We start from the raw sequence: 13,552 nt of genomic DNA, 5'->3' as shown, positions 1-13,552 counted from the left end.
TTAAGCGTTCGCCTCTAAACCTAGTACGTTGGCCAAAGCCGTTAAAAATTTCGTATTTTCAGCTTCAGTTCCAATCGATACTCGTAAATGATTGGCGATGCCCACAGGACGAACAATCACCCCTTCTTTTAATAAAGCATTAAAAGTTTGTGCAGGATCGGCTTGTATATCGACCAAAATAAAGTTGGCACGAGAAGGCTCATAGTTTAGGCCTAGCGCTTTGAAACCTGTTTCAAGTTGCACCATGCCCGCTTTATTGACCACACGTGATTTCTCAATGAAATCTTCATCTTTCAGGGCAGCAACCGCTGCTACCATGGCTAAATGGTTGACGTTAAACGGCTGACGAATACGATTTAAGAAATCTGTCACTTCTGCCGATGCTAAAGCAAAACCAACACGTAATGCCGCTAAACCAAAGCACTTCGACATGGTACGGCTAACAATCAAGTTCGGATACTGTGCTAAAAACTTTAAGCTGTTAAAGTTTTCTGGGAAATATTCCACATAAGCTTCATCTAAAACCACGATCACATGACTTGGTACTTTTTGCATGAAGCGCTCAAATTCAGCCTCTTCAAACCAAGTTCCTGTCGGGTTATTGGGATTCGCAATAAACACCAATTTGGTATTGTCTTTAATTGCCGCCGCCATCGCATCAAGGTCATGCGAAAAACCTTGAGCAGGTACCTCAATCGCTTCAGCATTGATGGCTTGCGTGACCAAAGCATAAACTGCAAATGCGTGTTGGCTATACACCACTGAGTCTTTTTCTGAAACAAAAGCACGAGCAAAAATTTCTAGCAGATCGTTTGAACCATTGCCTAAAGTAATACAATCATGTGCTACACCAAACTGCGCATGAATTTGATCCTTTAAAATAAAACCACCACCGTCTGGATATCGTCCAATTTCCGCCAATTCAGCAGCAACTGCTTCTTTTACTTGGTCCGAACAACCCAAAGGGTTTTCATTTGAAGCAAGCTTAACAATATCGGTCATTCCCAATTCACGCTCTAATTCGCTGATTGGCTTACCTGGTTGATATGGTTTTAACTTCGCAATACCTTCATTGGCTGGAGCAAACGACATGTGACCTTTCCATTCTTACAAGTGGTGTACATGGTTGAGTTTGGAGTAAACCCAACCACCTTAGAGATTACAGTACTGCAATCGGGTATGAACCCAATACTCGAACTTCTTTCACGAGTGGACGAATCTCTTCAATCGCCGCTTTAACATTGTCTTGTTCCACATGACCTTCTAAGTCGATGAAGAAGACATAAGCCCATTTTTCAGGCAATGCAGGACGCGTTTCGATACTGGTCAAACTAATGTTGTGCTTTGCAAATGGTGCAAGGATTTCCAATAATGCACCTGCACGATCATGTGCAGAAATCAGCAATGACGTTTTATCATTACCGCTTTGCGGGATTCTTTCACGACCAATCACCAAGAAACGTGTAGTGTTCTCAGGATTATCTTCAATATTGCTGTGTAAAATTTCTAAGTCATAAATACTTGCTGCAACATCAGATGCAATAGCAGCCGAATGCCATTCAGTACGAATACGACGTGCCGCTTCAGCATTCGAGCTTAAAGCAACACGTTCCACACCTGGATAGTGTGCGTCCAACCATGCACGGCACTGCGCCAAAGTTTGCTGATGCGCATAAATTTGTTTAATGCTGTCTTTACGCGTGTTTTCAGACACAAGAAACTGGTGATGAATACGCAATTCAACTTCACCGATCACATTTAAGTGTGAGGCTTTAAAACAATCCAAAGTATGATTGACCACACCTTCTGATGAATTTTCTACCGGCACCAAACCATAGTGTGCACTGCCTGCTTCCACTTCACGGAACACTTCATCAATAGTTGGCAAAGGACGAACCACAGCATCATGTCCAAAGTGCTTCAACACCGCAGAGTGTGTATACGTACCGACAGGGCCTAAGAATGCAATACTTTGCGGTGCTTCTAGAGCCAAACATGCAGACATAATTTCACGGAACAAACGTGCCATGGTCACATCAGACAAAGGGCCTTCATTACGCTCCATAACATTCCGTAAAACTTGCGCTTCACGTTCTGGACGGTAAAACATTGGATTCTCTTCAGAAGCAAATTTTGCTTTTGCAACAGCTTCCGCCAGTTTCGCTCGACGGTTAATAAGTTGTTGAATCTGTTGATCAACAGAGTCGATATCCTGACGGATTTGATTGAGGTCAAGAGAAGTCGTTGTGTTTTGATCGTCTTGGATCATTGTTATGTCGCCCTTCATATACATTGTGCAAACAGTATAACAATAGTTAGCTTTGAAATCTTGCGCAATAAAACTTTGCATGTTTCAGTGCTAAAAACAGACAGTTGATTTAATCATCAAGTTTATCAATAAACTGCCCCAATAATAGACATCAATAAAACCACTGAGCCCTGCCTATTTTTCTCGTGTGGTTATGCATAGAACAACACTCAAACAAAACACTAAGACGATGGTGTTTAGGTCTTAGCTTATCGCTTTTAAAACTGTATCTAGGTTTTGAAAAATTTTGCTACACCTTCACAAAAATCACCATTCATCCGTATTTCAGTGCGTTAGAATATCTTTTAAAATATGCTTTACTTAAGTTGACGTATTCATAACAAAGAGAGTATGCAGCAGTAGCGATTGCTCTATAGTCTCAATAAAACAAAACAATAATGAACTGTAGGTACTGTCATGCACAAAAAAATTGCAGTCTTGGTCACCTATGACTTTGAGGATGCCGAATATGCTGAACCCGTAGAAGCATTTCGAGCAGCTCGGCATAGTATTATTAACCTTGAAAGTCAGGCTGGAAAAATCATTTATGGCAAAAAGCGTAAAGCTTTTGTCACCATTGACCAAAGTATCGATGATGCCTCTGTGCATGACTTCGATGCCTTACTCATCCCGGGTGGGTTTTCGCCAGACAACCTGTGCCAAGATGAACGCTATATCTTATTTGTCAGGCACTTTGCAAACACGCAAAAACCCATTTTATGCAGTGCAGACGCTCCGCAAATTTTAATGCATGCTGGAGTTGTGAAAGGTAGGCGCATGACGTGTATCCATCACCTTCATCAAGACTTAAAAGATGCAGGTGCCGTGCTTTATGACACAGGTGTTGTGAATGACAATAATTTATACATTTCATCGCAAACCCGATATGACCTCCCCGCCTTTATACAAGAAAGTTTATTGGTACTGAACAGATAAAAAAGAGCCTACTTGAGGCTCTTTTACGCATGTTTATATCAACACCTAAGGCTTAGCGCCCAAGTAAGCTACGCGCGACAATTTCTTTCATAATTTCATTGGTCCCGCCGTAGATGCGTTGAATACGTGCATCGACAAAGAAACGTGAAATTGGATATTCACTCATATAGCCATAGCCACCAAAGAGCTGCAATAAATTATCTGCCACCTTCATTTGCATATCTGTTGAAAAGCATTTCAGCGCAGCTGCTGTTTCGACATCCAGTTTGCCTTGCATATAAAGCTCAACATTTTGATTGTAAAAAGCAGCTGTGGCTTGTTCATCAATCTTGGCTTGAGCCAAAACAAAGCGTGTATTTTGGAACTGCGAAATATGTTGACCAAAGGCTTGACGCTCTTTGACGTATTGGATAGTGACATCTATCGAACCACGAATTGCCCCTATAGCCGTTGCTGCAATTGCTGTACGCTCACGTGGTAGCTCTTGCATCAGATAGGCAAAACCTTGACCTGCTTGTCCCAACAATTGATCTTTCGGGACTTTTACATTGTCATAAAACAACTCAGAAGTGTCTTGCGAATGTAGCCCAATTTTGTCGAGGTTGGTGCCTTTTTTAAACCCGTCTAAGTGGGTATCGACTAACATCAGTGAAACACCCTTTGCGCGGGCTTGCGGATCAGTTTTTACTGCCAACACCACAAGGTCTGCATGCTGCCCATTTGAAATAAAGGTTTTAGAGCCATTTAAAATATAATGCTCCCCTTGCAAAATGGCATTACTTCGCATGGCTTGTAAGTCTGAACCCGCACCCGGTTCCGTCATTCCAATCGCGCCGACCACTTCACCAGACACCATTTTCGGTAACCAGTACTGCTTCTGCGCTTCCGTTCCAATATGCAAAATATAAGGCGCAGCAATTTCGGAGTGACAAGAAATACCTGTCGATAAAGCACTAAAACCTGCACGTGCCGACTCTTCCACCAACATCAATGAATAATGCGTTGGAACACCATAACCGCCATATTCCTCAGGTACATCGACACATAAGAAACCATTTTCACCCAAGACATTCCAGACTGAGCGCGGCATTAAGCCTTCTCGTTCCCACTGTTCATAGTGTGGCGCAATGTGTTCATTCATAAAACGGCGAAAGTTATCGCGAAATAGTTCTAAGTCTGCATCGTAATTCAACATGCTTCTTCCTTGTAGTGACGTTGTTTTATTATTCAGCTCACATGCTAGCCATTTTTAAGGCAACTGTCATGAACGCATCAGGCCATTTTATATTCCAATAAAAAAGGAAGCCTTTGGGCTTCCTTTTTAAGATGAACTGAAATTATGCGTGAGCATTTTCTTCAACAGCCATCAAGCGATCTACTTCTTCTGGATTTGCAAGTGCGAAGTTTAATTTTTCTTGGTCTAACTGACCCACCCATTTCGCAACAACAATCGTTGCCAATGAGTTACCCACCAAGTTGGTTAAGGCACGTGCTTCAGACATAAAACGGTCAATACCTAAGATAAGCGCAAGACCCGCCACTGGAATATGACCAACGGCTGACAAAGTCGCTGCCATCACAATAAAGCCCGAGCCTGTTACACCCGCAGCACCTTTCGATGAAATCAATAACACACCCAATAAAGTCACTTGGTGCATAAGATCAAGCTGAGTATTGGTCGCTTGTGCAATGAAGATCGCAGCCATCGTTAAGTAGATTGAGGTACCATCTAAGTTAAATGAATAACCTGTTGGAATAACCAAACCAACCACTGACTTTTCACATCCCGCAATTTCAAGCTTTTTCAGCATACGCGGTAAAACCGATTCTGAAGATGACGTACCCAGTACGATCAACAGCTCTTCGCGAATCATACGAATCATTTTCAAAATGCTGAAGCCACAAAGACGTGAAATTGTGCCGAGAACCAAGAAAATGAAAAGCAGACAGGTAATGTAGAAGCAGATGATCAACTGAGCAAGTTGCGCCAAGCTACCGATACCATATTTACCGATGGTATATGCCATTGCACCAAAAGCACCAATTGGAGCAAGTTTCATGATCATGTTTACAATGTTAAAGAACACATGCGAAATTTGATCGATGAACTTCAGTACAGGTTTACCTGCATCACCCAACTTGTGTAATGCAAAACCAAACATCAAGGCAAAGAGCAGCACTTGCAGGATTTCACCTTCAGCAAATGCACCAACCACAGTGTTTGGAATAATATGCATAAAGAAGTCGACAGTCGATTGCTGCTGACCAGATTCAACAAACTTTGAGATACCAGAAGTATCTAATGTTGAAGGGTCAACGTTCATGCCCACACCTGGCTTCCAGATGTTAATGACCAGTAAACCGATCAATAGTGCAATAGTCGATACAATTTCAAAGTAAAGTAGCGCAACACCGCCTGTTTTACCCACAGACTTCATACTTTCCATACCCGCGATACCACTCACGACAGTACAGAAAATTACTGGCGCAATAATCATCTTGATCAGCTTAATAAAGCCTTGACCTAGAGGATAAAAAAGCTCGCCCCAGCCGGGTACATATTTTTCAACGCCATTGATAACTTGCGTACCACTAGGGAAAAAATGTCCTACTAAGATACCCGCAATAATCGCGACAATAACTTGAAAATATAGTGACTTATAGATTGGTTTCTTAGTCATAACGAATACTTCTGTAAATCAAAAGACTGAAAAAATCGGTATACCTATACTTCCTCATAGGTAGTTGGCTTTCTGATAAACACAAAAAAGCCCACAGTTTGGACCGCATCCAAACACCGGGTAAAAAAATCATGGTGTACAAACAACAGCACTGTGACAAAAATCACAGTTCATTCACATTTACTGCAATGGGAGAGACTAAAAACTAGCGAGTCACAATTATTGGGTAAATTTTACCTAACATTCTTTAATCAAAGTAAACTGATTTTAATCATAATGTATAAAATCTAAACAATATGACTCATACTTTAGTCTAATGGTGGAAAATTTATTTAAAATTAAAAGTGCTGTTTTTTTTGATTGTTCCACTAAAATAACACAACACAGCCTTCACTTACTTTGGTTTTTTCATGAACAACAAAAGAAATATTTATAAAGATGCTGAGCACCCTTTTGCTCAGTTTGTTCGCATTATTGGCAAAGGAAAAAATGGTGCACGCTCACTCAGTTATGAAGAAGCTTACCAAGCCTTTGATATGATCCTGAAAAATCAAGTGTTGGATGTACAACTCGGTGCATTTCTGATGCTACTTCGGGTTAAGGAAGAGTCTGTAGATGAACTGGCAGGCTTTGTTCAAGCCACACGAGATCAACTGCCGTTCACGCCTTTAGAGGTCGATTTAGACTGGTCGTCTTATGCAGGCAAACGTAAACACTATCCATGGTTTCTTTTAGCGGCGCTGACTTTAGCCAAAGCAGGTTATAAGGTCGTGATGCACGGTGCATCAGGTCATACCATTAACCGTATTTATACTGAACAGGTATTAGAGTATCTCGATTTTAATATTTGCCAAACTCAAGCAGATGTGGAACAGGAATTAGCGTCGCGTAATTTTGCATATTTACCGCTGCACGCCATCTCCCCGATTTTAAGTGACTTAATTTCCCTACGAAATGTTATGGGCCTTCGCTCACCCATTCATACCCTTGCGCGCCTGATCAATCCTTTTAATGCCAAAGCAACCCTGCAAGCTATTTTCCACCCTGCCTATCGTGGTTCGCATCAGCAAGCAGCATTTAAATTAGGTTATCAAAATAGTGCGGTCATTAAAGGTGAAGGCGGTGAATTTGAACGTAACCCAGATGCCAAAACACTGATCTGCGGCATTAAAAATGGAGAACTCTACGAACATGAGCTACCCAAACTTACCGACAATCGAAGCCCAATTGAAGAAGAGTTAGATTTGGCTGAGTTTAAAGCAGTTTGGCTGGGTGAAAAGCAGCATGAATATGGTGAAATGGCAGTGACTGAAACCATTGGGATTGCACTATATACCATGGACGTATGCGATACTTATAGCGATGCCATGCAACAAGCCAAGCAGCTTTGGCGTACTCGTTTCTGAGCTGAGTAGACAAACAAAAGCGTGAACGTTATTCGTCACGCTTTTCGATCCAGTAAAAGTCAGCCCAGTAAGGATAACGCTTTCCCGAAGAATGAATATTTCTGAGATTCAACTGATCACCAATATGGATATCGATTTTTCGAGATTCATAAGGGCCAGATAAATAAACATCTTTTTGTTGTCCAATGAGGTTTGAACAATAGAGCTGATGGCTTTTTATCTTTTTCGAGACATCGCCTGCATGGGCGTTATGGATCTTTATTCCAATCAACAACATCGGATAACCATCATTTTTCATTGATGTGTATTCTGTGACTGGATTTTGAAAATTTTGACTCGGTAACACAGAAACATCTAATAAACATTCAATTTTTCTTGCATCACTTGTTGGCTCTGCAAATACATTGGTCGAAATTGCAGTAATGAAGAACAAACTGAGTCGAGTGAGCTTTATTATTTTTATAAGCATAATGATTGAAACAGTTTTGCAGGTTATTCTTTTTAGATTCAGTTGTTGAATCACCAAGCATCTGCTGCTGAGCGATTCAACGTATTTTTAATCAATTAAATAAAGCGAATAGGTTTAAATTCTGGTTCAGGCACATGAGAATCACACTCCTCACCTTCTTCTTTATGCCCTTTATCGATATAGCCAGTACGTTCTTTTTCAGGAGTATTCTGATGCTCCCAAGCAATAACGGCTTGCATACAAGTTTGGCGTTGTTCAGCAGTCAACGCAACGCCATTCGGCCATTTACCAATTTCTACAGCTGTTTTTAAACGCTCAACAATATCGGCATCTAAAATAGAAAGCATCTGTTCAATATTCATGATTTAATCCTGTTGAAAAGAGTCAAAATCTTGGTTCCAACCGAGTTTAGTTCGGCATGACATATAAAAATCATAACCCGGTGGATGTAATAAATTCAGTTTAAAGGGGTGCTTACGAATATGTAAGCTGTCACCCACATTGAGCGAAACACTGTGTTGACCATCGGCACTGACCATCGGCAAAACACGGTTTTCACGAATCAGAAGCTTTATTTCACTGTGTCCACCCACCACAATTGGGCGTGAAGACAAGGTATGCGGATGCATCGGTACCAAAGCAATCGCATCCATCCCCGGATGCACGATTGGACCACCACCTGACAACGAATAGGCTGTTGAACCCGTAGGCGTCGATACAATCAAACCATCACTGTGTTGACGGTAGACATATTGACCATCGATATTCAGTTCGAAGTCAATCATATGCACCGACTTACCCGAGTGTAATACCACATCGTTTAGCGCAATCGCATCATAAATCGTCTCGCCCTTTGAGCGAATTTCCATTTCCAATAAGAAACGACGATCTAACTGAAACTCACCTTTTAAAACTTGATCGAGCTTAAAAATCACTTCAGTCGGCTTGATGTCGGTTAAAAAACCCAAACGCCCTCGGTTTACACCCATTACAGGGGTATTAAATTTAACCAAGGCACGTGCAGCATGCAGAAGTGAGCCATCTCCACCTACCACAATCACCAAATCGACCACTTCACCCAGAAGCGCACGACTCACCGTTTGCGTGTTTTTATAAGGAACCAGTTCAGCGGTTTGCGCATCAAAAACGGGATGTAACCCTAAGCTGAGTAGATGATCATGAATAAGACATAAGGTTTCGACAACTGAAGACTTATCTGGACGTCCAATTAAGCCTATGTTTCGAAATGTTTTATGTGAAATTTGCACCTGCAACATCGCTCCGCTACGATTCCCGCCTATCATAACATTATTTATTTAAATTGATTCAAAAACTAAAGTGACTGCTGCTACACACGGAATTGTCTCTATATTTCAGTTCGTTCACAGTTTAATTATTGCAAATTAGCGAAAAGCTTCGCATGATTAGCACAATTTCTCAGGATCTTATTCGTATTTATGAAGTCAGAACGTGGCATAGGTTTAATTGCACTGATCTTCTGCATCTTAGTCATTGCAGCATTCTTGGTGTTTAGTATTTATTTAATAAGACTCGACTCCGTTGTACGTGACAAGTTTGAAGGCAAGCGCTGGGACATTCCTGCGAAGGTATTCGCACGCCCACTCGAAGTGTATACCAATGCCCCTGTCAGTCAGGCTGACTTCACTCAAGAGTTAAAACTTTTGGGCTATAAGTCCTCGGAAAACTATACCAAATCAGGGAACTTTGTCAGTTCTGGCAATGAGCTATATGTACATACCCGTGGCTTTGACTTCGGTGATAGTGTCGAGCCTGAACAAGTGCTTAAAGTCACCTTTGCCGATGAGCAAGTGGCTGAAGTCAGTGCAACTAAACCCTCTTCTACAGGGATTGCACGTTTAGAGCCGATGCTGATTGGCGGGATTTATCCGCAGCATAATGAAGACCGTGTCCTGATTAAACTCGACAAAGTCCCTAAGCCTTTAATTGAGGCTTTAATTGCAACAGAAGATCGTAATTTCTATAGTCACCACGGCGTTTCGATTCGTGGTACGGCACGTGCGATTGTGAGTAATGTCACGGGTGGAAAACGTCAAGGTGGTTCAACACTGACCCAACAGTTGGTGAAAAACTTCTACCTCACCCCTGAAAAAACCATTAAGCGTAAAGTCAATGAAGCATTTATGGCTTTATTGGTCGAGTTTCACTATGACAAAGATGAAATTTTAGAAGCCTATCTCAATGAAGTGAACCTCGGGCAAAATGGCAACTATTCTATTAATGGCTATGGCTTGGCTTCGCAGTTCTACTTCGGGATGCCTTTACGTGAGCTAAATATTGCACAACAAGCTTATTTGGTGGGTTTGGTACAAGGTCCAACCTTATATAACCCTTGGCGTAACCCAGAAGCTGCGAAAAAGCGCCGTAATATTGTTTTAAACAACATGTTGGTCATGGGCTATCTGACCCAAGAACAATATGAAACTGAAACAGCTCGCCCTTTAAATGTGATTGCCAAACCGACTCTCGGCCCTTCACGTTTCCCAGATTTCTTAGACATTGTGCGTCGTCAGTTACGTACTGAATACCAAGAAGGTGATTTGACCAACCAAGGTCTACGCATCTTTACAACGCTCGATCCGATTGCCCAAACCAAAATTCAAGACGCGTTTAAATCGACTGTTGGTCGCTTAAGCCGTGGCTCAAGCCGTCTAAAAGAGCTGCAAGGTGCAGTATTGGTTGCACATCCTGAAAATGGTGAATTGGTCGCAGCTGTTGGTTCAACCCAAGACTTTACTGGTTTTAACCGTGCACTCGATGCCAAGCGTCAAGTCGGCTCACTGCTTAAACCTGTGATTTACCTCAGTGCAATTCAGTCGGGACGTTACAACTGGGCCAGCCCAATTGAAGATAGCAGCATTAGTATTCAAGGCAATGGTAAAGCATGGACACCTAAGAACTATAGCGGTGGCGAACACGGCGTTGTACCAATGGTACAGGCACTGTCTAATTCATATAACTTGTCAGCAGTTCGCCTTGGTCAAGAGTTTGGTTTATCGACGTTTAGTAACCACCTAAAACGTTTTGGTGTGACCAGTAATATTCCAACCTATCCATCCATTTTCTTGGGTGCGGTAGACATGTCTCCGATGGAAATGCTCAGCATTTATGGCAACTTTGCCACAGGCGGTTTTAAGTATCCGACTAAATCCATTCGTACTGTTGTCGATCAAAACGGTCGCTTGCTGACCCGTTATGGTTTAAATGTCCAACAAACCATTGACCCTGCTTCTGCCTATGTCCTGAACTATGGTCTACAACAAGTGATGACCTCAGGTACAGGTCGTTCAGCTTATAACACTCTACCGAACTCGCTTCAGCTTGCAGGCAAATCTGGAACCACCAATGACACCCGTGACTCATGGTTTGCAGGTTACTCGGGCAATTATGTTTCTGTGGTTTGGCTAGGTTTAGATGACAACAAACAAACTGGCTTAACAGGTTCTTCAGGCGCGTTGCCAGTGTGGACCAATGTAATGAGCCAGTTGCGTCAAAAACCAGTCAACTTACGCCAACCGGATGATGTGCAATGGCATTGGATTGATCGTGGCACGGGTTATCTTGCCGCTCAAGGTTGTGAAGGCGCAATGTATATTCCCCTCTTGCGAAACACAGTACCACGCAAAGCAACCGCATGTGGCTTACCGCATTATCAAGTTGAACCCACTTACAATCCTGAAACAGATGGTTACCAAGCTACACCTGAACAAGGCGACAGCATAGACAACTATATTCGTGAAAGTGAATCAAACATGCAGCGCAACTTAGAAGATGAGACGCAAGTCATTTCGAGTGGTAGCTACCAACCTGAATAAATAGGACGGATTTAAATTTTGATGTGGTTTAAACGTTTAAGTATCTTAGCAACTATCGTGACTGTGGCAGGCTGTCAAAGCCTCCCACAGCCAGCTAAAAAAAAGATACCTGAAAAGCCGACACAGGCGGATAAAGAGCAGAAAACACCCTCAGGGGTCACAATTCACCCTTATGACCGCGAAGAGATTCAACGTCAGAAGATTGTGATTCCTGAACAGAAAAGCAAACAACAGTTTAATGATGGGCGACAGCTTCCTGCTTTTAAAAATCTGATGCAAAAAACACAAACGGCCTATCGCCAAGGCCAGTGGAGTCAAGCACAAAGCTACGCCATGCAAGCACAGCGTTTAGCACCACAGTCGAGTGAGACCTTTTTGTATTTGGCTTTAATTGCTAATCAACAAAAACAACCTGCAAATGCGGAATCGCTTGCACGTCGCGGCTTGAGTTATGCCCAAAGCAATGCCATGAAAAAGCAGCTTTGGAGCATTATCTTAAAAGCGGGTCAAATGCAGAAGAATCAGAAAACCATTCAACAAGCCCAAACAGCAATCAAAAGTCTGTCTTAAAAGCGTGCTCCGTTAAATGGAGCGCTGCCCTGCTATACCATAAGCACCATAACTTTGTGCCTTGGCTAAATCGGCTAACTGTAAGCCGCCGAGAGCAAAAATCGGGATATGAATCTCTTCTGCAATCAAACTGAACTGTTGCCAACCCAAAGTTTCACTATTTGGGTGGCTGAGTGTATCAAGTACGGGACTGAGTAAAAGAGCATCACAGCCAATTTCTTGTGCATGTTCAGCACTGCTACGGTCATGACAGGCCGCTATATAACGCTGCCCAACGTTCAACTCCCCTTTACTCAGTTGCATCAATTGAGATTGTTTCAGGTGTATGGCCGCAACTGCCTGCTGTTGTAGTGGATTTAAACCTTTCCATAGTTCTATATTGACAATCAGCCGTGCCAATTGTTCTACACTCAGTTCTGCAATTTTTAAAATATGTTCAGGACTGGCAGGCACTCGCCAATACAGCACTTGTTGTTCAGGCAAATCCTTCAACACATCGATTTGATCTGAAATTTTAATCACGGGTGCAGCATAAAGTCGCTTCAAAATGGCCTGATTGGCTTTTGGAAAGTTAAGATCTTGTAATTCGGCACGCTTGAACCACGCCCATGGTGAGTGAATGTCTGCCAATAGATGATTTGATACTACGGCATGAAATAAATGCAAATTGACAATCACATCGTCATATTCAAACTGAATACAGTCAAAAGCATGCCAATCTTGTATATCAATTCCGACCTCTTCTAACACTTCACGGCGACAAGCTTGCTCAGGCGTTTCACCTGCTTCCACCTTCCCTCCAGGAAATTCGTGCTTATTGCCCTGATGCTGTTCCGCCTGGCGCCAGCCCACCAACACTTTGCCTTGATGTAAAAGGATGGCTATAGCAACTTGAACCAAAGGTTTTGACATAATCAGATTCCATTTCAGATGTGTAGTGTATTGAGTGATTGCATGTAACGATATTGAAGTTTTTTATATTTTCAGCGAGAAAATGTTGACAGCCTCATTCGATAATGATTATCATTTAAATCGTTCAACATATACCACGGAGTCGCCAGAATGAACGCACCATTTAGCTTATTTACTCGTAACGAAACAACCCATTCACTACCAATGCTACACTCAAACAACTTATTTGCCCTAGGCCGTGAAATTCGCATTATGCATGCTGGAGAAGAGTATCGTCTACGACTCACTCGCAATAATCGACTCATTCTTACCAAATAAGAACTATAAAAACCCAATAACAATAATCGTGGAAACAAGCAGTATGTCAGCGCGTACTGCTTTTTAATGTCTTTAAGTTTGATCATTTATGCTGTTTT

General features: G+C 42.1%; 13 protein-coding genes. 5 read left to right on the top strand and 8 right to left on the bottom strand.

Annotated features, from left to right (window positions below):
- Together hisC and pheA are read right to left on the bottom strand one after the other, a co-directional pair.
- Entirely contained in the window at nt 1-1,092 is a 1,092-nt protein-coding gene (gene hisC, locus GVX98_RS04610; protein ID WP_159127376.1) for a histidinol-phosphate transaminase, read from the bottom strand.
- A 67-nt stretch (nt 1,093-1,159) separates the two neighbouring features.
- Nucleotides 1,160-2,269 carry a prephenate dehydratase gene (pheA, locus tag GVX98_RS04605; RefSeq protein ID WP_004696123.1) on the bottom strand — a complete coding sequence of 370 codons (1,110 nt, stop codon included), beginning with the start codon at nt 2,267-2,269 and terminating at the stop codon, nt 1,160-1,162.
- Nucleotides 2,270-2,725: 456 nt separating this feature from the next.
- On the opposite strand from pheA, the gene GVX98_RS04600 reads away from it, so the two are divergent.
- On the top strand, nt 2,726-3,244 hold the full coding sequence (locus tag GVX98_RS04600; protein WP_159127375.1) for a DJ-1/PfpI family protein: 519 nt from the start codon (nt 2,726-2,728) through the stop codon (nt 3,242-3,244).
- Between the two features lie 52 nt (nt 3,245-3,296).
- Here GVX98_RS04600 and GVX98_RS04595 read toward each other — a convergent pair whose 3' ends face one another.
- Together GVX98_RS04595 and GVX98_RS04590 are read right to left on the bottom strand one after the other, a co-directional pair.
- A complete protein-coding gene (locus GVX98_RS04595) occupies nt 3,297-4,439 on the bottom strand; it encodes an acyl-CoA dehydrogenase family protein (RefSeq protein ID WP_159127374.1) in 1,143 nt (380 codons plus the stop codon).
- A gap of 142 nt (nt 4,440-4,581) precedes the next feature.
- Nucleotides 4,582-5,925, bottom strand: coding sequence for a dicarboxylate/amino acid:cation symporter (locus GVX98_RS04590; RefSeq protein ID WP_004696118.1), 1,344 nt, complete (start codon nt 5,923-5,925; stop codon nt 4,582-4,584).
- Between the two features lie 410 nt (nt 5,926-6,335).
- Here GVX98_RS04590 and GVX98_RS04585 point away from each other — a divergent pair, with 410 nt between their 5' ends.
- Nucleotides 6,336-7,331, top strand: a complete 996-nt coding sequence (locus GVX98_RS04585) for a glycosyl transferase family protein (protein ID WP_159127373.1) — start codon at nt 6,336-6,338, stop codon at nt 7,329-7,331.
- A gap of 28 nt (nt 7,332-7,359) precedes the next feature.
- On the opposite strand, the gene GVX98_RS04580 is transcribed toward GVX98_RS04585, so the two are convergent.
- From GVX98_RS04580 to GVX98_RS04570, 3 genes are all read right to left on the bottom strand, one after another.
- The gene (locus tag GVX98_RS04580) at nt 7,360-7,800 is read right to left on the bottom strand and encodes a hypothetical protein (protein ID WP_159127957.1); all 441 of its coding nucleotides are present in this window, start codon (nt 7,798-7,800) and stop codon (nt 7,360-7,362) included.
- 95 nt (nt 7,801-7,895) lie between these two features.
- Entirely contained in the window at nt 7,896-8,162 is a 267-nt protein-coding gene (locus GVX98_RS04575; RefSeq protein ID WP_058869973.1) for a YeaC family protein, read from the bottom strand.
- A gap of 3 nt (nt 8,163-8,165) precedes the next feature.
- Nucleotides 8,166-9,104 carry an NAD(+) kinase gene (locus GVX98_RS04570; RefSeq protein ID WP_004696112.1) on the bottom strand — a complete coding sequence of 313 codons (939 nt, stop codon included), beginning with the start codon at nt 9,102-9,104 and terminating at the stop codon, nt 8,166-8,168.
- Nucleotides 9,105-9,257: 153 nt separating this feature from the next.
- Here GVX98_RS04570 and mrcB point away from each other — a divergent pair, with 153 nt between their 5' ends.
- Together mrcB and GVX98_RS04560 are read left to right on the top strand one after the other, a co-directional pair.
- The gene (gene mrcB, locus GVX98_RS04565; RefSeq protein WP_159127372.1) at nt 9,258-11,654 is read left to right on the top strand and encodes a penicillin-binding protein 1B; all 2,397 of its coding nucleotides are present in this window, start codon (nt 9,258-9,260) and stop codon (nt 11,652-11,654) included.
- Between the two features lie 21 nt (nt 11,655-11,675).
- The gene (locus GVX98_RS04560) at nt 11,676-12,224 is read left to right on the top strand and encodes a tetratricopeptide repeat protein (RefSeq protein WP_159127956.1); all 549 of its coding nucleotides are present in this window, start codon (nt 11,676-11,678) and stop codon (nt 12,222-12,224) included.
- 12 nt (nt 12,225-12,236) lie between these two features.
- Here the strand turns inward: GVX98_RS04560 and GVX98_RS04555 are convergent, their stop codons facing one another.
- Nucleotides 12,237-13,136 (bottom strand): NUDIX domain-containing protein, encoded by a 900-nt coding sequence (locus GVX98_RS04555; protein WP_159127371.1) that lies wholly within the window; start codon nt 13,134-13,136, stop codon nt 12,237-12,239.
- Nucleotides 13,137-13,286: 150 nt separating this feature from the next.
- On the opposite strand from GVX98_RS04555, the gene hemP reads away from it, so the two are divergent.
- Nucleotides 13,287-13,454, top strand: coding sequence for a hemin uptake protein HemP (gene hemP / locus GVX98_RS04550; RefSeq protein WP_004982394.1), 168 nt, complete (start codon nt 13,287-13,289; stop codon nt 13,452-13,454).
- Nucleotides 13,455-13,552: the final 98 nt, after the last annotated feature.

It is taken from the genome of Acinetobacter sp. 8I-beige, from assembly GCF_902505955.1.
Lineage (GTDB): Bacteria > Pseudomonadota > Gammaproteobacteria > Pseudomonadales > Moraxellaceae > Acinetobacter > Acinetobacter johnsonii.
The sequence above is the reverse complement of the archived record's forward strand: the minus strand, read 5'-3'. Positions and strand labels throughout refer to the sequence as shown.

What these genes read in the sequence shown, in the direction of transcription:
- GVX98_RS04600 (WP_159127375.1), top strand. Translation starts at nt 2,726, where the DNA reads ATGCACAAAAAAATTGCAGTCTTGGTCACCTATGACTTTGAGGATGCC.
- GVX98_RS04590 (WP_004696118.1), bottom strand. Translation starts at nt 5,925, where the DNA reads ATGACTAAGAAACCAATCTATAAGTCACTATATTTTCAAGTTATTGTC.
- GVX98_RS04555 (WP_159127371.1), bottom strand. Translation starts at nt 13,136, where the DNA reads ATGTCAAAACCTTTGGTTCAAGTTGCTATAGCCATCCTTTTACATCAA.
- GVX98_RS04580 (WP_159127957.1), bottom strand. Translation starts at nt 7,800, where the DNA reads ATGCTTATAAAAATAATAAAGCTCACTCGACTCAGTTTGTTCTTCATT.
- pheA (WP_004696123.1), bottom strand. Translation starts at nt 2,269, where the DNA reads ATGATCCAAGACGATCAAAACACAACGACTTCTCTTGACCTCAATCAA.
- GVX98_RS04585 (WP_159127373.1), top strand. Translation starts at nt 6,336, where the DNA reads ATGAACAACAAAAGAAATATTTATAAAGATGCTGAGCACCCTTTTGCT.
- mrcB (WP_159127372.1), top strand. Translation starts at nt 9,258, where the DNA reads ATGAAGTCAGAACGTGGCATAGGTTTAATTGCACTGATCTTCTGCATC.
- GVX98_RS04560 (WP_159127956.1), top strand. Translation starts at nt 11,676, where the DNA reads ATGTGGTTTAAACGTTTAAGTATCTTAGCAACTATCGTGACTGTGGCA.
- hemP (WP_004982394.1), top strand. Translation starts at nt 13,287, where the DNA reads ATGAACGCACCATTTAGCTTATTTACTCGTAACGAAACAACCCATTCA.
- GVX98_RS04575 (WP_058869973.1), bottom strand. Translation starts at nt 8,162, where the DNA reads ATGAATATTGAACAGATGCTTTCTATTTTAGATGCCGATATTGTTGAG.
- hisC (WP_159127376.1), bottom strand. Translation starts at nt 1,092, where the DNA reads ATGTCGTTTGCTCCAGCCAATGAAGGTATTGCGAAGTTAAAACCATAT.
- GVX98_RS04595 (WP_159127374.1), bottom strand. Translation starts at nt 4,439, where the DNA reads ATGTTGAATTACGATGCAGACTTAGAACTATTTCGCGATAACTTTCGC.
- GVX98_RS04570 (WP_004696112.1), bottom strand. Translation starts at nt 9,104, where the DNA reads ATGATAGGCGGGAATCGTAGCGGAGCGATGTTGCAGGTGCAAATTTCA.